This is a genomic window from Actinomadura rifamycini DSM 43936, from assembly GCF_000425065.1.
Taxonomy (GTDB): Bacteria; Actinomycetota; Actinomycetes; order Streptosporangiales; family Streptosporangiaceae; genus Spirillospora; species Spirillospora rifamycini.
On sequence record NZ_AULB01000008.1, the window covers coordinates 207,196 to 230,780 of the forward strand.

The following is a 23,585-nucleotide window of genomic DNA, read 5'->3' on the forward strand; positions in this document are numbered from 1 at the left end:
TTTCACAGCGTCAACGACATGTTGTCCGTTCTCGCCGCGTTTATCAATCGATCACGCGGCCGCCCTCCATCCGGCCCGCCTGGAAGTGCTCCAGCATGTACCGCCGGCGCGGCTTGCCGCTGGAGGTCCGCTGGATCAGCCCGCCGCCGACGACGATCGTCAGCTCCACGTCGTCGCCGAGGCGGCGCCGCAGCATCTCCCGGACGTCCGGCGCCCACGACTCGTCCTGCGTCTCGGCGAACAGCACGATGCCCTTGCGCCCGGCGCCGGGCACCCCGACCGCCACGATGCGGCCCTTGCCGAGGCCCGTGCTCTCGGCGATCTTCGCTTCGAGGTCCTCGACGTAGACCGAGCGGCCCCGCACCTTGATGCTGTCGCCCATCCGGCCGAGGACGAACAGCTGCCCCTCGTGGAAGAACCCGGCGTCCCCGGTGAACACCCGGCCGCCGGAGAACCGCGTCGACTTGGCTTCCGCGCCCGCGTAGTACCCCGGGCACGCCGACGCGCCGCCGACGACGATCTCGCCGAGCAGCCCCTCGCCGAGCTCGCGGCCCTCGTCGTCCACGATCGCCACCGGGACGTCGTCCTCGGGCGTCCCGCAGCCGACGATCCAGCCGGCCTTCGCGCCGAGCGACCGCGGGCCGAGCGGGTGCTGCTCCAGGATCCGGACGGGCTCGCCGAACGACAGCGCGTCCGGGTCGGGCCGCACCGCCAGCGGGGGCCGCCACGCGTTGTCCATGGTGACGAGCAGCGTCGTCTCGGCCATCCCGTAGGCGGGCCGGAACGCCGACCGGTCGAACCCGAACGGTTCGACGAGCTGCGCGAACACCTCCAGCGCATGCGGGTCGATCGGCTCCGCGCCGATCAGCGCCATCTTCCAGCCGGACAGGTCGAGCCCCTCGAGCTGCTCCGGCTTCACCCGGCGCGCGCAGTACGCGTACGCGAACGGCGGCGCCGCCGTGTGCGCAGCCTCCGCGAAGCAGCGGATCCAGCGCGCGGGGTCGCGGATGAAGTGGTCGGGCCGCATCAGCCGCAGCATCCCCTGCCGCGCGATCGGCGTCAGGAACGTCCCGATGAGCCCCATGTCGTGGTAGAGCGGCAGCCAGGACGCGACGACCTGCTCGTCCTCGAACCCGGCCGTCCGCGCGATCAGCTCGCTGTTGGCCTCGAGGTTCTCCCAGGTGACCATCACGCCGCGCGGCGACCCGCTCGACCCGGACGTGAACTGCAGCAGCGCCAGTTCCCCGGCGGGCTGCACCGCGACGTCGTCGCCCTGCCGGGGGCGCCACGGCGTCCCCTCGATCCCCGCGTCGGCCATCGCCCGTCCGGCGTAGTCCGCGAGGCCGTCGGACGCCACCACCAGCGCCGGCCGAGCCTGCCGCAGGATCGCCGCGACGTGCGCGACGTAGTCGTCGCCGTCCTGGAACAGCGGCGGGGTGATCAGGCACACGGTCGCCCCGGCGGCCCACACCCCGAAGTAGGTCTCGACGCAGGTGTAGTCGGTGGGCAGGATCACGCACACCACGTCGCCGGGCCGGACGCCCTCCTCGATCAGCGCCCCGGCGGTGCGCCGCGCGGCGGCCGCCAGCGCACCGTAGTCGCGGAAGTCCCACCCGCCGTCGTCGGTCGCCAGGTGAACGCCGCGTTCGGGGTTCGGCTTGTCCAGCCAAGCGCGCAGCGCAGATGCCATCGTGTCCCTTTCGACATGCCGAGATCGGTCACCCACGTGACTCGTGGGTAACTTCACCAGCGCCCGGCAGTCCACGTCAACCGGGAGGAATCACCAAAAAGACCGCCCGGTCATTCGGCGGCGGCGACCTTGCGCGCCCGCAGCAGCGCGACTGCGCGCCAGCCGAGCATCGTCGCCCCGAGGAAGAGCAGCGACACGATCACGAAGGCGGGCGCCGTGCCCTGCCCGGACACGGCTCTGAGCAGCATCCCGACGGCGACCGTCGACGCCCACACGACCACCCCGGCGGGCACGACCGCCTCGGGCCGCCGCCATACGCGCCCGATCGCCCATCCGGCGGCGACGGCGACGGCGAACGGCCAGAGCGTCGCGGCGAATCCGCTCAGCCCACCGGACCCGTCGTGCTCGGCCCGCCCGATCACCACGAAGGCCACCACGCAGACGACGTCCGCGAGACCGGCCAGAACCCTGCGCTGCATGCCCGACACGCTATCCGCCCACCCAACGTGCTCAAGTCCACCCTCCCGAGCCGACCAGAGGGCACCGGAGAGGATCGACTCGAACGCCCATCCCCACTTACGCCCGGCATCAGACGGAAACGGCGGCCACCCAGCCCCACCCAAGCGCACCCGAGGGGCGGCTCGGGGGGTTCGGGGGGTCGCCCCCCCGGTAAAACGCGAAGAATCCCCTGGAAGGGGGACGAAGTCCACCGACCAGGGGATTCCCGATTCGTAGCGGGGGCAGGATTTGAACCTGCGACCTCTGGGTTATGAGCCCAGCGAGCTACCGAACTGCTCCACCCCGCGTCGCGTTGATGTCTTAACTCTATGGGGCGCGGGGGGCTTGCGCAAATTGATGGAGGTTGCGGCGTTGCGGGCGGCCGGTGTCGTGGTCGTGGTCAGGAGAGGGGTTCCTGGTACTGGCAGCTGACGCTGGCGAACCGGCCTTCGGAGGAGCGTCGTTGGACGACTTCGCCGTCTACGCCGATGCTGCATCGGATGGTTCCGGTTCGGGTGCCGGTGTTGCCGCTGACGCCGAGGATCGTGAAGTTGGGGACTTCGTATTTTCCGGTCCATGGCAGTTTGACGGTTCGGGTGGATGTGCCGCCGTCTGGGTGGAAGACCTGGACTTGGGCTTCGGGCAGGCTGCCGGTGACCGTGTAGACGATTGTGTGGGCGGCCGGCGGGGTCGGGGATGCCGGGGTCGTCGTGGGTGTGGTGGGTGTGGCGGGGGGTTGGACGCGTGCGGCGTTCGCTCGGCGGTCGGGTGCGCGGTCGAGGACGATGAAGGCGGTGACGCCGACGAGGACGGCGGCGGCCGCGAGTGCCGTGCAGAGGGCGGCGATCGCCCGTCCGGACGGTCCGCCGCCGTGCGGGGGGACGGGGGGCGGGAGGGGTGCGCCCGGGATGCGGGGCGGTGGTCCGGCGGGCGGGACGGCGGCGGGCGGGACGGCGGCGGGCGGGGGCGGGGGGCCCGGCCGCAGGGTGTCGCGCAGGAGGGACGCGACGGCTTCGGCGCCGGCGGGGCGTTCGTCCATCGGCTTGGCGAGGAGGTCGCGGACGAGTGCCTCGAGCCGCGGCGGGACGTCCGGTCGGGTGGCGGTGAGCGGCGGCGGGGCCTCGTTGAGGTGCGCGTACATCAGCCGCGCGAGCCCGGTGGCGGCGCTGAAGGGCGGTTCGCCTGTGAGGAGTTCGTAGAGGACGCAGCCGAGGGCGTACAGGTCGGATCGGGCGTCGACGGCGCCGCCGCCGAACTGCTCGGGCGCCATGTAGAGGGGCGTGCCGACGGTCTGGCCGTCGCGGGTGAGCCGGGTGGCGGCGTCGGCGAGGCCGGCGATGCCGAAGTCGCACAGTTTGAGGCGTCCGTCGGTGAGGACGAAGAGGTTCGCGGGTTTGATGTCGCGGTGCACGATGCCGCGCGCGTGGGCGGCGGCGAGGGCGTCGGCGAGCCGGGCGGCGTGGGCGACGGCGTCGGCGACCGGGAGGCCGCGGGGGTGCCGGCGCACGACGGCCCGGAGGTCCTCGCCTTCGAGGAGTTCCATCACCAGGTAGGCGAGCCCGCCGGTGCGGCCGACGTCGAACACGACGGTGATGCCGGGGTGCTGGAGGGCGGCGGCGGCCTCGGCCTCCCGCTCGAACCGGTCGATCGCGCAGGGGACGTCGGCGAGTTCGGCGGGCAGTACTTTGACGGCGACCGGGCGGCGGAGCCGCAGGTCGACGGCGCGCCAGACTTCGCCCATGCCGCCGCGGCCCAGCACGCTCTCCAGGCGGTACCTGCCGTCGAGTTCGGTCCCGGCGGTGAGGCCCGGCCCGTCCGTCACGCCCGCCTCCGGACGGCCCGCCTCCGGACGGCCGGGGGCCGGTCACGCGTCGGCGGAGGGGCGGCGCGGCGGCATGTCATGAACACGACCAAAGAGTACAACCTGCGCGAACTTCCTCTCGGGCGTGCGCGACGCCCGCGACCGGGACGGGTCGCGGGCGTCGGAGCGGGCTCACGCGCGGGCTCGCGCGCGGGCGCGTCAGCCCATGTGCGGGTAGCGGTAGTCCGTCGGCGGGACGAACGTCTCCTTGATCGAACGCGGGGACGTCCACCGCAGGAGGTTGAACACCGACCCGGCCTTGTCGTTCGTGCCGGACGCCCGCGCGCCGCCGAACGGCTGCTGGCCGACGACCGCGCCGGTGGGCTTGTCGTTGACGTAGAAGTTGCCCGCGGCGAACCGCAGCACCTCGGCGGTGTGCGCGACGGCGGCCCGGTCGGTCGCGATGACGGCGCCGGTCAGGGCGTAGTCCGACACCGACTCCATCTGCGCGAGCATCTCGTCGTACCGGTCGTCCTCGTACACCAGGACGCCCAGGACCGGCCCGAAGTACTCGGTGCGGAAGATCTCGTTCTCGGGGTCGTCCGACACGAGCACGGTCGGGCGCACGAAGTAGCCGACGGAGTCGTCGTAGGTCCCGCCCGCGACGATCCGGACCGACGGGTCGTCCGCGGCCCGGTCGATCGCGGCCTTGTTCTTCGCGAACGCCCGCTCGTCGATGACGGCGCCCATGAAGTTCGACAGGTCGGCGACGTCGCCCATCGTCAGCCCGTCGACCTCCTCGGCGAGCCGCTCCCGGAACCCGTTCTCCCAGATCGACCGGGGGACGTACGCGCGCGACGCCGCCGAGCACTTCTGCCCCTGGTACTCGAACGCGCCCCGCACGAGCGCGGTCCGCAGGACGTCGGGGTCGGCGGACGGGTGCGCGACGACGAAGTCCTTGCCGCCCGTCTCACCGACGAGGCGCGGGTAGGAGCGGTACTTGTCGATGTTCGCGCCGACCGTCTTCCACAGGTGCTTGAACGTCGCGGTCGAGCCGGTGAAGTGGATCCCGGCCAGGTCGGGGTGCTCCAGCGCGACGTCGGAGACCTCGAGCCCGTCACCGGTCACCAGGTTGATGACGCCCGGCGGCAGCCCGGCCTCCTCGAGGAGCCGCATGGTGAGGACGGCCGCGTACGTCTGGGTCGGGGACGGCTTCCAGACGACCACGTTCCCCATCATCGCGGGCGCGGTCGGCAGGTTCGCCGCGATCGCCGTGAAGTTGAACGGGGTGATCGCGTAGACGAAGCCCTCCAGCGGCCGCAGGTCCGACCGGTTCCAGACGCCCGGGGAGCTGATCGGCTGCTCGGCGATGAGCCCGCGCGCGAAGTGGACGTTGAACCGCCAGAAGTCCGCCAGTTCGCACGGGCTGTCGATCTCGCCCTGCTGGACGGTCTTGGACTGCCCGAGCATCGTCGCGGCGAGGATCGTCTCCCGCCACGGGCCGGACAGCAGGTCGGCGGCCCGCAGGAAGATCGCGGCGCGGTCGTCGAACGACATCGCGCGCCACGCCGGCGCGGCCGCCAGCGCCGCGGCGATCGCGTCCCGCGCGTCGTCCCGCGTGGCCGTGCCGTACGTCCCGAGCACCGCCGCGTGCCGGTGCGGCTGCACGACGGCGACCTTCGCGCCGGCGCCGAGCCGCCGCTCGCCGCCGATCGTCATCGGCAGGTCCACCGGCGCGGCGCCGCCGAGCTCGGCGAGCTTCGCCTCCAGCCGGGCCCGCTCGGCGCTGCCGGGCGCGTAACCCCGCACCGGCTCGTTCACCGGGGTCGGGACGTTGGTGACGGCGTCCATGAATGTGCCTCCTGGTCAGCGTGAGACGAACGAACGGAGAAAGAAGACGAGGTTGGCGGGACGCTCGGCCAGGCGCCGCATGAAGTAGCCGTACCAGTCGGCGCCGTAGGGCACGTAGACCCGCATCGTGTGGTCCTCCGCCAGCCGGCGCTGCTCGCCGGCGCGGATGCCGTAGAGCATCTGGAACTCGAACGAGTCGGGCTTGCGGTCGTTCTCGGCGGCCAGCGCCAGCGCGATGTCGATCATGCGGGGGTCGTGGCTGCCCACCATCGGGCGCCCGTCCCCCGCCATCAGCAGCTTCAGGCCCCGCACGTAGGCGCGGTCGACCTCGTGCCTGCTCTGGTAGGCGACCGACGACGGCTCGGCGTAGGCGCCCTTGACGAGCCGGACCCGCGACCCCTCCCCCGCGAGGTCCCGCAGGTCGCCCTCGGTCCGCCGCAGCATCGACTGGATCGCGACGCCGACCCACGGGAAGTCGGCCCGCAGTTCCCGCAGCACGCCGAGGGTCGAGTCGACCGTCGTGTGGTCCTCCATGTCGAGCGTGACCGTCATCCCGGCCCGCTGCGCCGCGGCGCAGATCGTCCGCGCGTTGTCCAGCGCGAGCCGGTCGTCCAGGGCCTGCCCGAGCGCCGACAGCTTCAGCGACGCGTCCGCCCCCGGCGCGGACTCCCCCAGCGCCTCGAACAGCGCCAGGTACGCGTCCCGCGTCGCCTCCGCCTGCGCCCGGTCGAGCGTGTCCTCGCCGAGGTGGTCGAGCGTGACCTGCAGGCCGTCCCGGTTCAGCTCCCGCACCGCCCGCACGGCCGCGGCGAGGTCCTCGCCCGCCACGAACCGGTCGACGACGCCGCGCGTGACGGGTACGGCGGTCACGAGACCGCGCGCACGCTCGCTGCGCGCGGCCGCCAGAAGGAGCGGACTCAGCATCAGGGCCTCCGAACTGCGTTGGACACTTCGCACGCTAAACCGGCTTTGCCCGACCGCGTATAGTCAGATGCCACTTTCGGAAGCCGAACTCTTCATCCATATGTAACAGGTGCCATGGACCTCCAAGAGATCGTCGAACTGTCCGCCGACCTGCTCGGCGCGCCCGCCACGCTGGAGGACCGCGACTTCCACCTCGTCGCCTACGCCGCGCACGGCGACACGATCGACCCCGTCCGGATGGAGTCGATCCTGCACCGCCGCGCCACCGAGGCCGTCCGGACCCGCTTCGAGCGGCACGGCATCGCCCGCGCCACCGGGCCCGTCCGCATCCCCGCCGACGCCGCCCTCGGCCAGCTCGGCCGCCTGTGCCTGCCCGTCCGCTGGAACGACGTCACCTACGGCTACCTGTGGCTCCTCGACGATGAGGAGAGGATCAGCTCGGCCGAGGCCGCCCGCGCCCTGCCGCTCTGCGAGCGCGCCGGGCTGCTCATGGCCCGCCGCGCCCGCGAACGCGACGACCTCGGCTGGCGCGTCGCCGACCTGCTGTCCTCGCAACCCGACGTCCGCGCCCAGGCCGCCGCCGAACTCGCCGAGTCAGCCGCCCCCGAACCGCCCCTCGCCGTCGCCGTCCTGCGCACCGACGCGCCCGTCCCGCTGAACCCGTGGATGCTCCCGCACTCCGTGCTGCCCACGCTCTGGCAGCGCGACCACGTGCTGCTGATCCCGTCCGGCGTCGCGCCCCGCCCCGTCATCGACCGCGCCCGGCGCCTCCTCGAGGAGCGCGGCGCGCCCGTCCGCGCGGGCCTGCACACCAGGTCGTCCGCCCTCGACGCCGTCCACGAGGGCTGGCTCCGCGCCCGCGTCGCCGCCCGCGTCGCCGCCCCCGGCGAGACCCGCACCTGGACGTCGCTCGGCGCGCTGCGGCTCCTCCGCACGGCCCCCGACGACGCGCTCGCCGAGGCCGTCCGGGTCCCCGGCGCCCTGCGCGACCACCCCGACCTCGAGGCGACCGCCCGCACCTTCCTCGACCACGCGGGCAGCGTCCAGGCCGCCGCCCGCGCGCTGAACGTCCACCGGCAGACGCTCTACCACCGCCTGCGGCGCATCGAGGAGCTGACGTCCCTATCCCTCGCCGACGGCCAGGACCGCCTCACCCTCCACCTGTCCCTGACCCTCGCCCCCCACCTGGACTACTCCTGAGCCAGGGAGGCGTGGGCCGCGCGGAGTTCGCGCTTGAGGATCTTGCCGCTCGGGTTCTTCGGCAGCGACTCGGCGATCACCACGTACTTCGGCCGCTTGTAGGGGGCGAGCCGTTCCCGGGCGTGCGCGTTCACGTCGTCGACGCCGAGGGACGCCCCCGCCTTCGGCACCACCACGGCCGTGACGGCCTCGATCCAGTGCGGATGGCCGATCCCGAACACCGCGACCTCCGCGACCCCCTCCAGCTCGTAGATCGCCTCCTCGACCTCGCGGCTCGCGACGTTCTCGCCGCCCGTCTTGATCATGTCCTTCTTCCGGTCGACCACCGACAGGTAGCCGTCCTCGGTCATGATCCCGAGGTCGCCCGAGTGGAACCACCCGCCGCGGAACGCCTCGGCGGTCTTCTCCTCGTCGCGGTAGTAGCCCCGCGCCGCGTGGGGGCTGCGGTGGACGATCTCGCCGATCTCCCCCGGGGCCACCGGGTTCCCGTCGTCGTCCACCAGCATCGTCTCGACGTTGATCGCCGCGCGCCCGGCGCTCCCGGCGCGCTCCAGCTGCTCGTCCGGCCGCAGGATCGTGGCGAGCGGCGCCATCTCGGTCTGCCCGTAGAAGTTCCACAGCCGCACGTCCGGCAGCCGCCGCTGCAGCTCCCGCAGCACCTCCACCGGCATCGGCGACGCGCCGTAGTAGCCCTTCCGCAGGCTCGACAGGTCCCGGACGTCGAAGTCGGGGTGCCGCAGCAGCGAGATCCACACGGTCGGCGGGCAGAACAGCTTGGTGACCTTCTCGCGCTCGATCGTCTCCAGCAGCCGCGCGGGGTCCGGCCCCGGCAGGATGATGCTCGTCGCCCCCAGGTACACGTCGACGCTGAAGAAGCAGTCGAGCTGCGCGCAGTGGTACATCGGCAGCGCGTGCGCCTCGACGTCGTCGGCGCTCATCTCCCCGTCGATGACGCAGCTCACGTACTGGCTGATCAGCGACCGGCTCGTCAGCACGACGCCCTTGGGCCGCGACTCGGTCCCCGAGGTGTACATGAGCCGCAGCGGATCGTCGTCCTCGACCGGCACGTCCGGGGCGCCGTCGGGGCCCTGCGCGGCCCACGCGTCGACGTCCTCCCACCCGTCGGCCGGCGCGCCGATCACGCCCCGGACCCCGCCCTCGACGCCCGCGATCGCGAGCGCCTTCTCGGCCACGGGCACCAGCACGTCCTCGGCGACGATCCCGGACGCCCCGGAGTGCCCGAGGATGTAGCCGATCTCGTCCGCGTTGAGCATGAAGTTCACCGGGACGAGCACCACGCCGAGCTTCGCCGTCGCGAACGCCAGCACCGCGTACTGCCTGCAGTTGTGGCTCACCAGCGCGAGCCGGTCGCCCTTCCCGAGCCCCCGCGCGGCGAGCGCGTGCGCCGTCCGGTTCACGGCCGCGTCGAACTCCGCGAACGTCCACCGGACGTCCCCGTCGACGACCGCCGCCTTCCCGGGGTACCGCCGGGCCGTCCGGTGCAGGAGATCGCCGTACGAGTGCTGCCGGGCACGAGCGACCGATCCGGACATGGGCGCCTCCACAAAACCGCTGCTTAGGCCCACTTTCGGCCATGTCGGCCGATCATAACCACGCTCCCCGGCCCCCCACCAGATTCCCGCCCGAAGATCCGCCCCAGGATTCCCACGGCCAGCCCCCGCGAAAAGGGGGTCTAGGGGCGAAGCCCCAGGGGCGGGCGGGCGGGGGAGGCAGGCGGCCCGGGGGGTTCGGGGGGTCGCCCCCCCGGTAAAACGCGAAGAATCCCCCGGAAGGTGGACGAAGTCCACCGACCAGGGGATCCCCGATTCGTAGCGGGGGCAGGATTTGAACCTGCGACCTCTGGGTTATGAGCCCAGCGAGCTACCGAACTGCTCCACCCCGCGTCGCGTTGATGTCTTAACTCTATGGGGCGCGGGGGGCTTGCGCAAATTGGTTTCAGCCGGTGCAGGCGGGGACGGTGCCGTTGCCGGTGGTGAGGGCGTCGAGGGCTTGGCGGGCGCTTTTGAGGGTGTCGGCGCGGATGAGGCGGAGGCCGTCGGGGCGGGCTTTGACGGCGGCGGCGCAGTTGCCTTCGGGGGTGAGGAAGACGGTGGCGCCGGCGCGGCGGGCGGCGATCATCTTCTGTTCGATGCCGCCGATGGGGCCGACCTGGCCGTCGGGGGTGATGGTGCCGGTGCCGGCGACGAACCTGCCGCCGGTGAGGGCGCCGGGGGTGAGTTTGTCGATGATGGCGAGGGAGAAGATGAGGCCGGCGGAGGGGCCGCCGATGTCGCCGATGCTGATGTCGATCTCGAAGGGGAACTTGTAGTCGCCGGCGAGGACGACGCCGATGACGGCGCCGCCGTCGGGTCCTTTGGCGGTGGTGATCGCCTGGTCGGTGTCGTTGCCGTCGCGGCGGACGGTGAGGGTGACGGTGTCGCCGGGCGTCACGCCGCCCATGACGTCGCTGACCTGCTGCACTTTGGTGATGTCGGTGCCGTTGACGGCGGTGATCTCGTCGCCGGCTTTGAGTTTGCCGTCGGCGGGCCGCCCTTTCTGGACGCTGTCGACGACGACGCGGGTGCCGACGGGGATGCCGAGTTCGTGCAGGGCGGCGGCTTCGGCGTCCTGCTGGGAGTCGCGCATCTGCCGGGTGTTCTGCTCGTCGACCTCTTCGGGCGACTCGTCCTCGGGGAAGATCGTCTCTTCGGGGACGACGGCGGTGTCGCCGTCGAGCCAGCCGCGGAGGGCGGTGAGGAGGTCGATGCGTCCGCCGGGGCCGCCGCGGTAGGTGACGGTGGTGAAGTTGAGGTGCCCTTCGGTGGGGTAGGTCTGCCGCCCGTCGATGGCGATGAGGGATTCGCCTTTGGCGTTGTCGGCGAGGGTGTTCTGCGTGGGTCCCGGCATCAGCGTGACGTACGGGACGGGCATGAGGGAGCCGACGAGGGCCAGTACCAGGACGAGCACGCTCGCGACGGTGAGCGTGGCGGCACGACGAGACATGGTCGGAACTCTATGCGGCACGGCGGTGTCAGCAGGCCCCGACCCATTCGTCGCCTCCGTCGGCGAACGTCTGGTGCTTCCAGATGGGGACGTGCGCCTTGAGGTCGTCGATGAGGCGGCGGCACGCTTCGAACGCTTCGGCGCGGTGCGGGCAGGACGCGGCGACGACGACGGCGAGGTCGCCGATGCGGAGGTCGCCGACGCGGTGGAGGGCGGCGAGGGCGCGGACGGGGAAGTCGGCGGCGACCTTCTCCATGACGGCGCGCAGTTCGCGTTCGACGGTGGGGTGGGCGCTGTAGGAGAGGGCGTCGACGGCGCGCGCGTGGTCGTGGTCGCGGACGGTGCCGACGAACAGGGCGGTGCCGCCGGCGGCGGGGTCCGCGACGGCGCCGAAGACCTCGTCGACGGACAGGGGCGTCTCGCGGACGCCGATGAGCCGGATGACGTCGGGTGCTTCGGCGCTGTCGTCGTTCACGTCTCGAACACTACCTTCAGGACGGATCTTCGGGTTCGTCCGGTTCGAAGGTGCCGGCGAGCGCTTCGGCGAGTGCGGGGACGAGGTCGGGCCCGGCGAGCACCTCGTCGTCGGCGTCGTGGCGGCGGAGCCGGAGGGCGGAGTGGCGGGCGCCGTCCCGCAGCACGCCGACGATCATGCGGACGTCCTCGCGCCGGGGGTGCTGCGCGGCGAACGCGGCGGCTTCGGCTTCGTCGTCGGGGATGTCGTCTTCGACTTCGGGGGGCAGGACGACCCGTTCGATGACGAGGGCGCAGCCGTCGACGGCGTCGGGCCAGGCGATGGCGGCGAGGGCGTCCTCGACGGCGGCCTGTTCGGGGAGGGCGGGCTGTTCGAGGGCGGCGAGCGTGTCGCCGTCGGGGGGCAGGCCGAGCTGGTCGGCGAGGTCGGGTTCGGCGGCCCGCAGTTCGGAGCTGCGGACGAGGGCGTAGAGGCGGGGTGCGGCGTCCCATCCTTCCTGTGCGGTATGGCGTTCGAGGTCCAGGACGACTTCTTCCAGAAGGCTCACGGGCCCATCTTTCCCCCAATCGGTCCGGGGACATGCTGGAACCCCCGTTCCAGTCGGTAAGTTGCTTACACAGCACCGGCGGGCGGCCGGTGGGCGCGATCTCGATCGGAGTGGGGCCTTGACCTTCCGGACTCCCGGCCTCGGACGCCGAGCCGGCGGCGGGCGAACGCGGCTGTTGCTGCCTGTGCTGGTGGCGCTGGCCGTGTTGCTGGTGGCTTTTCTAGTCTTCACCGCCTTCTATACCGACCTGCTGTGGTATCGGTCGATCGGTTTCGAGACGGTCTTCACGACGCAACTGCAGGCGCGGGCGGTCCTGTTCTTCGGGGCGGGACTGCTGATGGCGCTCTTGGTGGGCGCGAACGTCCTGGTGGCCTATCGGCTGCGGCCCGCGTACCGGCCGCTGTCGGTGGAGCAGCAGGGGCTGGAGCGGTACCGGTCGGTGATCGATCCGCGGCGGCGGCTGATCGCGATCACGATGCTCGGGCTGCTGGGCGTCTTCACGGGCGCGTCGGTGTCGGGGCAGTGGCCGACGTGGCTGGCGTTCATGAACCGGACGTCGTTCGGCGTCGAGGACCCGCAGTTCCACAAGGACGTCTCGTTCTACGTCTTCACGTACCCGTTCATCCGGCTGCTGCTGAGCGTCGTGTTCACGACGGTGATCCTGTCGATCATCGCCGCGGTGATGGTGCACTACCTGTACGGGGGGCTGCGGCTGCAGGGGCCGGGCGACAAGGCGAGCCCGCCCGCGCGGGCGCACCTGTCGGTGCTCGCGGGCCTGTTCGTCCTGCTGAAGGCGGTCGCGTACTGGTACGACCGGTACGGGCTCGTCCATTCGGAACGGGGCGTGACGACGGGCGCGTCCTATACGGACGTGAACGCGTTGATGCCCGCGAAGACGATCCTGGCGGTCATCGCGGTGCTGTGCGCGATCATGTTCTTCAGCAATCTGCTGCGCCGGGGGATGATGCTGCCGGGCGTGGGCTTCACGCTGCTGGTGCTGTCGGCGATCCTGCTGGGCGGGATGTACCCGCTGCTGATCCAGCAGTTCCAGGTGAAGCCGGACGAGCTGGCGAAGGAGCGCCGGTTCATCGAGCGCAACATCGAGGCGACGCGGAACGCCTTCGGGGTGGAGGGCGCCGAGCTCGTCCAGTACGGCGGGCAGCCGAAGACCGATCAGGCGACGATGCGGGCGGAGGCGGAGAAGCTGGACGGCGCCCGCATCCTGGACCCGAACGTCGTGGGCGAGACGTTCAAGCAGCAGCAGCGCATCCGGCCGTTCTACAACTTCCCCGACATCCTCGACATGGACCGGTACGAGATCGACGGGGAGATGGTCGACACGGTCGTCGCGCTCCGCGAACTGTCGGGCGCGCCGGAGGGGCAGCACAGCTGGATCAAGGACCGGATGGTCTACACGCACGGGTACGGGTTCGTGTCGGCGTACGCGGACCGGCTCGCCGGCGGCGGCGTGCCGGACTACATCACCCGCGACATGCCCGTGTCGGCGAACCAGCGGATCAACGTGGCGCGCCCGGAGATCTACTTCGGGGAGCGGACGCCGACGTACTCGGTGGTCGGCGGCAAGGGCCAGGAGGAGCTGAACTACCCCGACAACAGCGATAACGGCCAGCAGACGAGCAACTACGACGGGGACGGCGGCGTCTCCATCGACGCGTTCTTCAACAAGCTGCTGTACGCGACGAAGTTCCAGGACAAGAACCTGCTGCTGTCGGGCGCGATCAACGACGGGGCGAAGATCCTGTACGACCGGTCGCCGCTGGAGCGCGTGCAGAAGGCCGCGCCGTGGCTGAAGCTGGACGGCGACCCGTACCCGTCGGTGGTGAACGGGCGGATCGTCTGGATCGTCGACGGCTACACGGCGTCGAACAACTACCCGTACTCGGAGGAGATCAGCCTCGGCGAGGCGACCCGCGACACCATCACCGACACCCGGTCGGCGGTGGCGCGGCAGGCCGACGACCACGTCAACTACATGCGCAACTCGGTCAAGGCCACGGTGGACGCCTACGACGGCTCGGTGCGCCTGTACCAGTGGGACGACAAGGACCCGATCCTCAAGACGTGGATGAAGGTCTTCGACGGGACCGTCCAGGACCGGTCGCAGATCCCTCCGGAGCTGGAGAAGCACTTCCGCTACCCGCAGGACCTGTTCAAGGTGCAGCGGACGATCCTCGCGAAGTACCACGTGACCGACCCGGCCGCCTTCTACAGCGGTGAGGGCTTCTGGGAGGTCCCGGAGGACCCGAGCGCGAAGGGCAAGCGGCAGCCGCCCTACTACCAGAGCCTGCGGCTGCCGGGCGAGGAGCAGAAGTCGTTCTCGCTGACCACGGTGTTCAACCCGCGCAACAACCAGCAGCTCGCGGCGTTCATGGCGGTGGGCTCCACGCCCGGACGCGACTACGGCAAGATCAGCGTCCTGCAGATGCCGCGGAACGCGCAGCCGCCGGGCCTCAGCCAGGTGCAGAACGAGTTCGAGACCGATCCCGGCGTCAAGAAGGACCTGAACGAGCTGAGGCTCGGTCAGACCGACACGGTCGGCGGCAACCTGCTGACGATCCCGTTCAGCGGCGGGCTGCTGTACGTGGAGCCGATGTACGCGATCCAGGAGAGCGCCAAGCAGCCGTATCCCGTCCTCGGCGCGGTGCTGGCGCGGTACGGCAACACGATCGTCCTCGCGAACACGCTGGACGAGGCGCTGAACCAGATCGTCGGGGACGGCGCCCCGCCCGGCGACGAGAAGGAGGGCGAGCAGGCGGACGGCGGTGAGCCCGCGGCCGGCGACGCCGGTGCCGGGGGCGCCCTCACGCCGGAGGCGCAGCAGGCGATCAACGATCTGAAGAAGGCCGTCACCGACTACGAGGACGCGCAGAAGAACCTGGACTACGACAAGATGGGCCAGGCTTGGGAGGCGATCAAGAAGGCGCGGGACGCGCTCGCCACCGCCCAGGAGGCCAAGCCGGAGTCGTAGCCGGGGCCGCGAGGACGACCGAGGGCCGCCGCCCGCACCCGGGCGGCGGCCCTCGCCGTCCGCGCGTCCGCGGTCAGACCCGCCGGCGCTTGCGGGCGCGGCGGATCGCGGCGGCGGCGCCGATCGCGGCGACGGTGGCGCCCGCGGCGGTCGCGGCGGCGGCTTCCCGGCCGCCGACGCGGCGGCCGACGACCGCGTGCCGTCCGGCGATCTCGTCCATCAGCCCGCGGAGGGCGGCGGCGTTGTCGTACATGGGCTTCCAGCCGGCGGCGCGGAGCCGGGCGCAGTCGACGACCCACGGGTAGGCGACGTAGCGCAGTTCGGTGGCGGGCGCCGGGGTCATGCCGAGCCGGTGCAGCCGCTGGGCCGTCCCGAAGGTGAGGGCGGCGGGCAGTTCGAAGCCGCGCTTGCCGGTGATCTCGGCGACCTCGTCGGGGCCGATCCAGCCCTCGCAGCCGACGGCGACCGGGCCGGGGACGTCCTCGGTGACGACCAGGTCGAGGGCGGACGCGAGGTCCTCGATGTGGCAGAACTGCCAGCCGGGGGTGCTGCCCTTGACCGACAGGAGCCGCGGCGCCTCGAAGTGGCGGGTGACGAGGGTGTCGACGCCGGGCCCGACGAGCGCGGCCGGGCGGACGACGGTGACGTCGAGCCCGGGGTGGGTGCGCGGCGCGGCGGCGGCCAGCTCCTCGATCTCCAGGTGGTCGCCGGCGATGCCGGTGTCGGCCTCGGCGAGCAGCGGCGCGTCCTCGGGGAGCGGGACGTCGTTGCCGGGCTCGGCGCCGTACACCATGGCGCTGGTGACGAGGACGACCCGGCGGACGCGCGCGGCGGCCGCGGCGGTGACGACGGTCTGCGCGCCCCGCACGTTGTGGGTGCGGCGTTCCCGCTGGTCGATCTCGGGCGACTGCTCGACGTCGAGGTGGACGATGACGTCGACGTCCGACAGCCGGCCCGACAGCAGCGGGTCGCGGACGTCCATGACGCGCCACGTGACGCCGGGCACGTCCCCTCGCTGCCCGTCGATGGCGACGACCTTGCGGATCTCCCCGCGCTCGGCGAGCCGGGCGGCCAGCAGCCGCCCCGCCCCGGTGGCCGCGCCGGTGACCGCGACGACCGGGCCCTTGCTACGCCGAGGGCGAACCTTGCCCGTTGCCACGGAGGTGCCCCCTTCCTTTTGTTCGCGACCTTGCCGGGACCGGCTAACGTTGCGGATATGAGCCCATCATGCATCCCAGGGGCGAACCGATATGAGTGACACTCCCTTCGGCTTCAACCGTCCCGGTGACGGAGACGACGACCGGCCCCAGGATCCATTCAAGGCCATGGGCGGCGACATGGCGCAGTTCGCCGACATGCTGCACCGCTTCGCCGACATGATCGGCGGCCAGGGCGCGGCCGGTGCGGGCGGCCCCGGCGGCGGCCCCCTGAACTGGGATCTGGCCAAGAACATCGCCCGGCACTCGGTGTCCGAGAAGGGCGACCCGTCGATCGTGGACGCCGAGCGGCGCCAGGTCGAGGAGGCGCTGCGGCTGGCCGAACTGTGGCTCGACGAGGGCACGACGCTGCCCGCCGGCATCCGGACGCCGCAGGCGTGGAGCCGGTCGGAGTGGATCGAGCAGACGCTGCCGGTGTGGGCGAAGGTCTGCGACCCGATCGCGGCGCGCATGGTCGAGTCCATGGGCGGCGCGCTCGGCGGCGGCGAGATCCCCGCGGACGTCCAGGCGATGGCCGGGCCGCTGATCGGCATGGTCAAGCAGATGGCGGGCGCGATGGTCGGCGGGCAGGCCGGGCAGGCGCTCGGCGAGCTGGCCCGCGAGGTGACCGGCTCGGCGGACGTCGGGCTGCCGCTGGCGCCGGACGGCGTCGGGGCGCTGCTGCCCGCGGGCGTCGAGGCGTTCGGGTCGGGCCTGGAGGTGTCCGGCGACGAGGTGCGGCTGTACCTGGCGCTGCGCGAGGCGGCCCACCAGCGGCTGTTCGCGCACGTCCCGTGGCTGCGGTCGCACTTGCTGGGCGCGGTCGAGGAGTACGCGCGCGGCATCACGGTCGACCTGTCGGGCATCGAGCAGGCCGTGCAGGGCCTCGACCTGAGCAACCCGCAGGCGATCCAGGACGCGCTGGGCGGTGAGATCTCGCTGCAGCCGGAGGAGTCGCCGCGGCAGAAGGCGGCGCTGGCCCGGCTGGAGACGACGCTGGCGCTCGTCGAGGGCTGGGTCGACACGGTCGTGAACCGGGCGGCGGAGAACCGGCTGCCCGAGGCCGGGAAGCTGGCGGAGGCGGTGCGGCGGCGCCGCGCGACCGGCGGTCCGGCGGAGCGGACGTTCGCGACGCTGGTGGGGCTGGAGCTGCGGCCCCGGCGGCTGCGCGAGGCGGCGGCGCTGTGGCGGACGCTGACGGACGTGCGGGGCGTGGACGGCCGCGACGCGGTCTGGGACCACCCGGACCTGCTGCCGACCTCCGACGACCTGGACGACCCGGACGGGTTCGTGCACGGCCGCGAGGAGGGCCTGTCGGACCTCGACCTGTCGAAGCTGACCCGCGGCGAGGACGTCCCGGAGACCGAGTCCGAGAAGACCGAGTCCGAGAAGACCGAGTCCAAGGAGACCGGGCCCGAGGAGACCGGGTCCGAGGACGGGAAGAAGGACGACGGGCCGGACGAGGGGCCCGACGGCGACGCGGGGCCGCGGCGGTGAGCCGGCAGCGGCCGCACCGGGTGAGCGGCTGCCGGTACGAGCCGGGTTCGTCGACCAACGTGATCCGGCGGCGGGTCGCGCGGGCGAGCCTGTGCTGGCAGCGGCCCATCGACCAGGAGCGACGGCGGCGCCATCTCGTCAACTCCCGCTACCCGCGCATCGGGCGCGCATGACGGGTGACGCGCATGACGGGTGACATGCATTGACAGGTGATATGGAGCGCCTGCTCGCCACCGTCACCCTCGGCAGGAACGTGACCGACGTGCTGCGCCGCTGGCAGGCGCCGGACGACGCGCAGCGCGAGCTGGCGCTCGATTTCCTGCGGCACCTGCGCGACCACACGCAGGACGGCCTGTGGCGGGAGTGCGCGGCGGGGCACATCACGGCGAGCACGATCGTGCTGGACGCGACGCGCACCCGGGTGCTGCTGACGCTGCACGCGAAGATCAAAGCGTGGCTGCAGCTCGGCGGCCACCTGGAGCCGGGCGACGCGACGCTGGCGGACGCGGCGCTGCGGGAGGCGACGGAGGAGTCGGGCATCCGCGGCCTGCGGCTGCTGGGGAAGGGTCCCGTCCAGCTCGACCGGCACGCCGTGCGCTGCCATCCGCAGGGCTCGTGGCACCTGGACGTCCAGTACGCGGCGGTCGCGCCGCCGGGCGCGCGGCACGTGGTGAGCGACGAGTCCGACGATCTCGCGTGGTTCCCGGTGGACGCGCTGCCCGAGCCGACGGACGACGCGCTGCGCCGCCTCGTCGCGCGGGCCGTGCGGGTCTGACCGGCCGAGCGGATGCGGGGCCCGCGCACGCGGGTTCAGCCGCGCAGCGGGTGCCCCTCCAGCAGGGCCCGGGTGGTCTCCCAGCCCTCCAGCCCCGGGTCGAGGTACCGCAGGTCGGCGGCGGTGCGGATGCGGTGCCAGCCGGGTCCCTGCGGGACGAGCCCGGGGCGGGGCGCGGCGGCGCGGAGCCGGGCGAGCGCGTCGGGGGTGTCGAGGTCGACGCCGGTGAGGGCGGCGGCGAGCCAGCCGGGCAGCGGGAGCCGGGCGGCGAGCGCGGCGAGCCCGTCCGGACGGGCGGCGCACGCGGCGGCCGGGGCCTGGCCGAGCGCGCGGAACAGCTTGCCGATGAGCAGCGGCGGCAGGTCGGGGGCGTCGCCGGCGACCAGCACGGCCTCCGCCGCGCCGGCGGCGTGCAGCGCGGCGAACGCGTCCGCGGGGGTCGCGGCGCGGACGACCAGCGTGCCGGGCCACGTGACGGCCTCGGCGTCCGGCTGGTCGGGCGGATCCAGCACGAGGGCGGGGGCGACCAGGTCGAGGCCGGCGACGACCTCGCAGACGTCCTCGAGCAGCGCGAGCCGGAACGCGTCGGGGTCGACGCCGGGCGGCGCCGCGCCGGAACCGCCGCGGGCGTGCGACAGCACCGCGGCGAGGCGGGCGGTGCTCAACCGGCGACCTCGTACCGCCGGGCGCGGTGCAGGGCGTCGCCGCGGTGGGCGTCCTTGCCGGTGTCGTCGCCGGGCGCGTCCGCCTCCATGGGCAGGTGCGCGGCGGCGGCGACGCCTTCGAGGTAGCCGCGGGCGCGGTCGGCCTTCGGGTAGTGGCCGACCAGTTCCCAGAAGTCGGCGCCGTGGCCGGGGATCAGCAGGTGCGCCAGCTCGTGGACCAGGACGTAGTCGACGACCCAGCCGGGCATGCCGCGCAGCCGCGTGGAGAGCCGGATCGTCCCGTCGTCGGGTGTGCACGATCCCCAGCGGGTGCGCTGGTTGTCGACCCAGCGGACGCTCACGGGATCGGCACGGCCGTCCAGGTAACGGCGGGACAGTTCGCGGGCGCGGGACTCAAGGTCGGCGTCGCTGGGACGCCGCTTGCGTTCGCGCTCCTCCAGCCGTTCCAGGATGGTCGCGATCCACTGTTCCTCTTCGGCCTTGCTCAGCCTTGACGGAACCATCACCACCACCTTGTCCCCGTCGCGGTAGGCGGACACCGTCCGCCGGCGGCGGGAGCTGCGGCGGACCTCAACGTTTGGGGGCACGCCAGAACCGTACCCAAAAATTTGCGTCCGCCACAGGGGGTGTTTGGCGTTTTCGCAGGTCAGACGCCATCTTTTAACTACCTCATAGGCGTCCGCACACGTCCGCGCCACCTACGCCGGGCCGATCGCGGCCGTTAGACGCCCCGATCCGTGGTATTGATCATTCGCCGGTGAAGCGCGGGGCGCGGCGCTCCCGCTGCGCGGTGAGGCCCTCGACCATGTCCCGCGTGGCCATCGTGACGGGCTGCGCGAGCGACTCCCAGCGCAGCGCGGACTCCATGTCGGGGTGGCCTCCTCCGGCCAGCGCGACCTTCGTGAGCCGGGTCGCGACGGGCGCCTGCGCGGCGACGCGTCCGGCGACCTCCAGCGCCTCGGCCAGCACCCGCTCCCGGGGGACGGCGCGGTTCACCAAACCGGACGCCTGCGCTTCGGCCCCGGTGAGGACGCGCCCCGCGAGCAGCATCTCGCGGGCGATCGGCAGCCCGGCGACCTCGGGGAACAGCCAGGTGGCGGCCATGCCGGGGTGCAGGCCGAGGGCGGTGAACGGGGCGAGGAGCTTGGCGTCCTCGGCGGCGTACCGCAGGTCGCAGGCCAGCGCGAGGCAGAGCCCGGCGCCGACGGCGTGCCCGTTGACGGCGGCGATCGTCGGGACCTCCAGGTCCCGGACGGCGAGCCACGTCCGGTAGAACTCCAGCATCCGGTCGCGCAGCGCGGGGACGGCCACGGAGTTCGTGTCGGCGAGCCAGGAGAGATCGCCGCCGGAACTGAACGCGCTGCCCGCACCGGTGATCACGACACAGCGCACGTCGCGATCGGCGCGCAGGTCGGCGACGGCCTTTTTCCAGGCCGCGGTCATGTCATCGGCCATCGCATTGCGGCGATCCGGATCGTTCAGGGTGAGAACGGCGATTCCGTCCGGCCGGCGTTCGACGAGCAGCTCTTCGGGCACGGGACGCACCGTACCCTGCGGCCCGCGAGCGCCGCGCGGCGGGGCGCCGAGACGCGTGAGAAAGCGCACACTTACCACATTTTCGCTGGTCACGCGAGTTCACCGTTTCCGGCCATGGCGATTGTTCATCCGGCACTGTGGCGGAAACGGCGGCCGATCGCGGACAATGGCCGGGTGAGCGATCTTCCCCGCCGCGCGGTGACGCGGTCAGCAAAGCTGGCGTCCCTCCCCCTCGGCTTCGCGGGGCGTACCGCCCTGGGCGTGGGGAAGCGGACCTTCGGGCGGCCCGCCGAGGCCGTCGCGATGGAGATCCAGACGCGCACCGCCGAGCAGCTGTTCAAGGTGCTCGGCGAACTCAAGGGCGGAGCGATGAAGCTCGGCCAGATGCTGTCGATCTTCGAGGCGGCGCTGCCGCCGGAGATCGCCGGCCCGTACCGCGCCACCCTGACGAAGCTTCAGGAGGCCGCTCCCCCGCTGCCCGCCTCGGCCGTCCACAAGGTCCTCGCCCAGGCGCTCGGGGACGACTGGCGCGACTCGTTCTCCGAGTTCGACGACGAGCCCGCCGCCGCCGCGTCCATCGGGCAGGTGCACAAGGCCGTCTGGCACGACGGCCGCACGGTCGCCGTCAAGGTGCAGTACCCCGGCGCCGGCAAGGCCCTGATCAGCGACTTCAACCAGCTCGCCCGGGTCGGCCGCATGTTCGGCGTGCTGATGCCCGGCCTCGACGTCAAGACGATGCTCGCGGAGCTGAAGGAGCGCGTCGCCGAGGAGCTCGACTACGAGATCGAGGCCGAGTCGCAGACGATCATCCGCGAGGCGTACCTCGACGACCCCGACTTCTACATCCCCGAGGTGATCGCCCAGTCCGGCGACGTCCTCGTCACCGAGTGGATCGACGGCACCCCGCTCTCGAAGATCATCAGCGAGGGCGACCAGGAGACCCGGAACCACGCCGCGCTCCTGTACTGCCGGTTCCTCCTGTCGGGCCCGAAGCGGTCCGAGCTCCTGCACGGCGACCCGCACCCGGGCAACTTCCGGCTGCTCGACGACGGGCGCCTCGGCGTCCTCGACTTCGGCGCCGTCGACCACATCCCGGGCGGGTTCCAGCAGCGCCTCGGCCTGCTGCTGCGCATCGGCACGATGGCCGACATCGACGAGGTCGAGGACGCGCTGCGCCGCGAGGACTTCATCCGCGAGGACGTCGACATCGACGCCGAGTCGCTGCAGGGGTTCCTGGCGCCGATCACCGAGCCGTTCGTCACCGAGACGTTCCGGTTCAACCGCGAGTGGCTGCGCGAGCAGGCCGCCCGCGTCACCGACCTGCGCCCGACGAACGTGGTGCGGCAGCTCAACCTCCCGCCCGAGTACGTGATCATCCACCGCGTCCTGTCGGCGGGCACCGGCGTGCTGTGCCAGCTCGACTGCGAAATCCCGGCCCGCGCCGAGTCCCGCAAGTGGATCCCCGGCTTCGCCGACGACGAAGACGAGGAACTCGTCACCGGCTGACCCCTCCGTGCGCGACGCCGAGGGGCAAGCAAGCAAGCAAGAAAAAGGGGCCCTGCGCGCCGGTGCGGCGGGCAGGGCCCCTTCTTCGCGGCGTCCGGCAGTGGGGGGCCGGACGCCTCTTGCGGGTCCGCCGGGAGGCGTTCCGCGGCGTCGCGCCCGGGGCCGGGTGCGGACGCGCGGCCGCCTGCGACCTCGCGGACCCCGGGTCAGGCCCGGCCGTGCCTCCGTGGACGGCCGCGCGGGTTCGCGTAGGGGTCCGGGGCCGCCGTCGGGGCGAGCAGGACCCGGCGGACGCGGGACGCGCGGATCTGCGCGTCCCGGCGGGCCCGGCGCAGGGCGCGCACCCGGACGGCCAGGTCGTCGGCGGCGATCGCGGGCGCCGGCTCGGGCTCGATCCCGAGTCCTTCGGTCATCGTCGTCATTTCGTCCTCCCGGGTCTCTGAAATGCCTTCCCGGGTGTTATTTCCCCTTTGGGGTCTTCGTGTTTCCCTTCGGTCGGCGGAAGGCGCGTATCAATTCGGAAACGCGCCCTCCGCCGGCGGTCGGGTCCGGCGCGCGACCCGGGCACATCACCCGCGGTCGCCGCGCCGATGCTCGCGTGAGCGGCTGCCGTCGTCCGTCCCTCAGACGGTCACGTCCTCCGGACGGGGGTGCTTCCGGGGGCGGCCGCGGGGCCGCTTGCGGGGCACGATCACGCCGCGGACGAAGAGCTCACCGCCCCAGACGCCCCAGGGCTCCTTCCGCTCGAGCGCCCCGGCGAGGCACTGCTTGCGGACGGGGCACTCCTGGCACAGCGCCTTGGCGAGCTCGACGTCGGCGGGGTCCTCGGCGAAGAACAGCTCCGGGTCGGTCCGGCACGGAAGCGTGAGGTCCTCCTCGCTCACTGCGAGAGCCCCCTGCATCACAGTCACCCTTGTTCCTCTCGTTGGATCTCAACGGGCGTGTCGGTGGGTTGTCTGGGCAAAAGAGAAGGCCGCGGATCCGGTGTCTGGATCCGCGGCCTGGGGGGCTTGCCGGTGTCTTGCTAGACCGGTCGCCTCCAGGGGTACGGACCCGACACGCCGCCCATCAGGGTGGCGCCCTTGCGGGCCGTGGCCGAAGCCTGGATGGTCACGTCTTCGAGAAGGTGGTCGAAGACACTCCACCCCTGCTCGTCCTGGAATCGCTGCGCACGGCGGACGCCGCGCAGATCACGGAGATCGCGCAGGTCACGCGGCTGCTCGCCGATTTCGGCACAACGCCGGACGGCAGGGATCGCCTCGTAGCCGAGGACTGATCCGCTGATCGGCTCGTGACCGCCGGTGCCGGCGGACGCGCCGCGCACTCTGGCCATGCGCGGGGCGTCGGCGGACACCGGGGAATAGGCGGTCGGGGAGCCGGGGCATGCGGCGTTCCGGGACGGCGTGTTCGAGAACATCGTGAAGATCACCGG

At 72.4% G+C, this 23,585-nt stretch carries 22 protein-coding genes and 2 tRNA genes; 6 read left to right on the plus strand and 18 right to left on the minus strand.

The features are described from left to right. Positions 1-43: 43 nt before the first annotated feature. From H505_RS0105885 to H505_RS0105910, 6 genes are all read right to left on the minus strand, one after another. Positions 44-1,690 carry an AMP-binding protein gene (locus H505_RS0105885; RefSeq protein ID WP_026401242.1) on the minus strand — a complete coding sequence of 549 codons (1,647 nt, stop codon included), beginning with the start codon at positions 1,688-1,690 and terminating at the stop codon, positions 44-46. 110 nt (positions 1,691-1,800) lie between these two features. Further along, positions 1,801-2,169, minus strand: a complete 369-nt coding sequence (locus tag H505_RS0105890) for a DUF3054 domain-containing protein (protein ID WP_034516843.1) — start codon at positions 2,167-2,169, stop codon at positions 1,801-1,803. A gap of 253 nt (positions 2,170-2,422) precedes the next feature. Beyond that, positions 2,423-2,496 (minus strand) — tRNA-Met (locus H505_RS0105895). 92 nt (positions 2,497-2,588) lie between these two features. After that, a complete protein-coding gene (locus tag H505_RS47310) occupies positions 2,589-4,010 on the minus strand; it encodes a serine/threonine-protein kinase (RefSeq protein WP_051300300.1) in 1,422 nt (473 codons plus the stop codon). Between the two features lie 198 nt (positions 4,011-4,208). Beyond that, a complete protein-coding gene (gene pruA, locus H505_RS0105905; protein ID WP_026401244.1) occupies positions 4,209-5,840 on the minus strand; it encodes an L-glutamate gamma-semialdehyde dehydrogenase in 1,632 nt (543 codons plus the stop codon). Between the two features lie 15 nt (positions 5,841-5,855). Beyond that, a complete protein-coding gene (locus H505_RS0105910; protein ID WP_026401245.1) occupies positions 5,856-6,764 on the minus strand; it encodes a proline dehydrogenase family protein in 909 nt (302 codons plus the stop codon). 114 nt (positions 6,765-6,878) lie between these two features. On the opposite strand from H505_RS0105910, the gene H505_RS0105915 reads away from it, so the two are divergent. Continuing rightward, entirely contained in the window at positions 6,879-7,964 is a 1,086-nt protein-coding gene (locus H505_RS0105915) for a PucR family transcriptional regulator (protein WP_026401246.1), read from the plus strand. Here H505_RS0105915 and H505_RS0105920 read toward each other — a convergent pair. From H505_RS0105920 to H505_RS0105940, 5 genes are all read right to left on the minus strand, one after another. Continuing rightward, the gene (locus H505_RS0105920) at positions 7,955-9,517 is read right to left on the minus strand and encodes an acyl-CoA synthetase (RefSeq protein ID WP_034516845.1); all 1,563 of its coding nucleotides are present in this window, start codon (positions 9,515-9,517) and stop codon (positions 7,955-7,957) included. The two genes, H505_RS0105915 and H505_RS0105920, sit on opposite strands and share 10 nt — an antisense overlap. Positions 9,518-9,794: 277 nt before the next feature. Next, positions 9,795-9,868: transfer RNA gene (locus tag H505_RS0105925), tRNA-Met, on the minus strand. A gap of 52 nt (positions 9,869-9,920) precedes the next feature. Next, positions 9,921-10,967: a YlbL family protein gene (locus H505_RS0105930; protein ID WP_026401248.1), complete on the minus strand. Its 1,047-nt coding sequence runs from the start codon at positions 10,965-10,967 to the stop codon at positions 9,921-9,923. Between the two features lie 28 nt (positions 10,968-10,995). Further along, positions 10,996-11,442, minus strand: coding sequence for a molybdenum cofactor biosynthesis protein MoaE (locus tag H505_RS0105935; RefSeq protein WP_026401249.1), 447 nt, complete (start codon positions 11,440-11,442; stop codon positions 10,996-10,998). A 16-nt stretch (positions 11,443-11,458) separates the two neighbouring features. After that, positions 11,459-11,989: a PPA1309 family protein gene (locus tag H505_RS0105940; RefSeq protein WP_026401250.1), complete on the minus strand. Its 531-nt coding sequence runs from the start codon at positions 11,987-11,989 to the stop codon at positions 11,459-11,461. Positions 11,990-12,173: 184 nt separating this feature from the next. Between H505_RS0105940 and H505_RS40035 the strand changes: the two genes are divergently transcribed. After that, positions 12,174-14,978: a UPF0182 family membrane protein gene (locus H505_RS40035; protein ID WP_233617816.1), complete on the plus strand. Its 2,805-nt coding sequence runs from the start codon at positions 12,174-12,176 to the stop codon at positions 14,976-14,978. A gap of 73 nt (positions 14,979-15,051) precedes the next feature. On the opposite strand, the gene H505_RS0105950 is transcribed toward H505_RS40035, so the two are convergent. Next, a complete protein-coding gene (locus H505_RS0105950; protein ID WP_026401251.1) occupies positions 15,052-16,137 on the minus strand; it encodes an NAD-dependent epimerase/dehydratase family protein in 1,086 nt (361 codons plus the stop codon). 91 nt (positions 16,138-16,228) lie between these two features. Here H505_RS0105950 and H505_RS0105955 point away from each other — a divergent pair, with 91 nt between their 5' ends. From H505_RS0105955 to H505_RS0105965, 3 genes are read left to right on the plus strand one after another with little or no spacing between them, the layout of a single operon-like run. Then, on the plus strand, positions 16,229-17,671 hold the full coding sequence (locus tag H505_RS0105955) for a zinc-dependent metalloprotease (RefSeq protein ID WP_026401252.1): 1,443 nt from the start codon (positions 16,229-16,231) through the stop codon (positions 17,669-17,671). After that, complete coding sequence (locus H505_RS49700; RefSeq protein WP_157432914.1) at positions 17,668-17,844, plus strand: hypothetical protein; 177 nt, start codon at positions 17,668-17,670, stop codon at positions 17,842-17,844. The genes H505_RS0105955 and H505_RS49700 overlap by 4 nt, the downstream gene beginning before the upstream one ends. A gap of 41 nt (positions 17,845-17,885) precedes the next feature. Next, a complete protein-coding gene (locus tag H505_RS0105965) occupies positions 17,886-18,446 on the plus strand; it encodes an NUDIX hydrolase (protein WP_034516846.1) in 561 nt (186 codons plus the stop codon). Between the two features lie 35 nt (positions 18,447-18,481). Here H505_RS0105965 and H505_RS0105970 read toward each other — a convergent pair whose 3' ends face one another. The 3 genes from H505_RS0105970 to H505_RS0105980 form a co-directional block, all read right to left on the minus strand. Further along, complete coding sequence (locus H505_RS0105970; protein WP_051300304.1) at positions 18,482-19,111, minus strand: hypothetical protein; 630 nt, start codon at positions 19,109-19,111, stop codon at positions 18,482-18,484. Beyond that, positions 19,108-19,650: a M48 metallopeptidase family protein gene (locus tag H505_RS40040; protein WP_084549902.1), complete on the minus strand. Its 543-nt coding sequence runs from the start codon at positions 19,648-19,650 to the stop codon at positions 19,108-19,110. Before H505_RS40040 ends, H505_RS0105970 begins: the two co-directional genes overlap by 4 nt. A gap of 208 nt (positions 19,651-19,858) precedes the next feature. After that, on the minus strand, positions 19,859-20,647 hold the full coding sequence (locus H505_RS0105980; RefSeq protein ID WP_051300306.1) for an enoyl-CoA hydratase/isomerase family protein: 789 nt from the start codon (positions 20,645-20,647) through the stop codon (positions 19,859-19,861). Positions 20,648-20,821: 174 nt separating this feature from the next. Here H505_RS0105980 and H505_RS0105985 point away from each other — a divergent pair, with 174 nt between their 5' ends. Continuing rightward, positions 20,822-22,153, plus strand: a complete 1,332-nt coding sequence (locus tag H505_RS0105985) for an ABC1 kinase family protein (protein WP_026401256.1) — start codon at positions 20,822-20,824, stop codon at positions 22,151-22,153. A 206-nt stretch (positions 22,154-22,359) separates the two neighbouring features. Here the strand turns inward: H505_RS0105985 and H505_RS0105990 are convergent, their stop codons facing one another. The 3 genes from H505_RS0105990 to H505_RS0106000 all read right to left on the minus strand — a co-directional run bounded on the left by H505_RS0105990 (position 22,360) and on the right by H505_RS0106000 (position 23,582). Beyond that, positions 22,360-22,575, minus strand: coding sequence for a hypothetical protein (locus H505_RS0105990; protein ID WP_026401257.1), 216 nt, complete (start codon positions 22,573-22,575; stop codon positions 22,360-22,362). A gap of 201 nt (positions 22,576-22,776) precedes the next feature. Continuing rightward, entirely contained in the window at positions 22,777-23,055 is a 279-nt protein-coding gene (locus H505_RS0105995) for a WhiB family transcriptional regulator (protein WP_051300364.1), read from the minus strand. A 122-nt stretch (positions 23,056-23,177) separates the two neighbouring features. Further along, the gene (locus H505_RS0106000; protein ID WP_026401259.1) at positions 23,178-23,582 is read right to left on the minus strand and encodes a hypothetical protein; all 405 of its coding nucleotides are present in this window, start codon (positions 23,580-23,582) and stop codon (positions 23,178-23,180) included. Between the last annotated feature and the right edge of the window lie 3 nt (positions 23,583-23,585).

Bases quoted from the DNA above. Each gene is read 5' to 3' on its own strand.
- H505_RS0105995 (WP_051300364.1), bottom strand. From the start codon at position 23,055: ATGCAGGGGGCTCTCGCAGTGAGCGAGGAGGACCTCACGCTTCCGTGC.
- H505_RS0105920 (WP_034516845.1), bottom strand. From the start codon at position 9,517: ATGTCCGGATCGGTCGCTCGTGCCCGGCAGCACTCGTACGGCGATCTC.
- H505_RS0105885 (WP_026401242.1), bottom strand. From the start codon at position 1,690: ATGGCATCTGCGCTGCGCGCTTGGCTGGACAAGCCGAACCCCGAACGC.
- pruA (WP_026401244.1), bottom strand. From the start codon at position 5,840: ATGGACGCCGTCACCAACGTCCCGACCCCGGTGAACGAGCCGGTGCGG.
- H505_RS0105930 (WP_026401248.1), bottom strand. From the start codon at position 10,967: ATGTCTCGTCGTGCCGCCACGCTCACCGTCGCGAGCGTGCTCGTCCTG.
- H505_RS0105890 (WP_034516843.1), bottom strand. From the start codon at position 2,169: ATGCAGCGCAGGGTTCTGGCCGGTCTCGCGGACGTCGTCTGCGTGGTG.
- H505_RS0105910 (WP_026401245.1), bottom strand. From the start codon at position 6,764: ATGCTGAGTCCGCTCCTTCTGGCGGCCGCGCGCAGCGAGCGTGCGCGC.
- H505_RS0105990 (WP_026401257.1), bottom strand. From the start codon at position 22,575: ATGACGACGATGACCGAAGGACTCGGGATCGAGCCCGAGCCGGCGCCC.
- H505_RS0105955 (WP_026401252.1), top strand. From the start codon at position 16,229: ATGAGTGACACTCCCTTCGGCTTCAACCGTCCCGGTGACGGAGACGAC.
- H505_RS0105915 (WP_026401246.1), top strand. From the start codon at position 6,879: ATGGACCTCCAAGAGATCGTCGAACTGTCCGCCGACCTGCTCGGCGCG.
- H505_RS0105965 (WP_034516846.1), top strand. From the start codon at position 17,886: ATGGAGCGCCTGCTCGCCACCGTCACCCTCGGCAGGAACGTGACCGAC.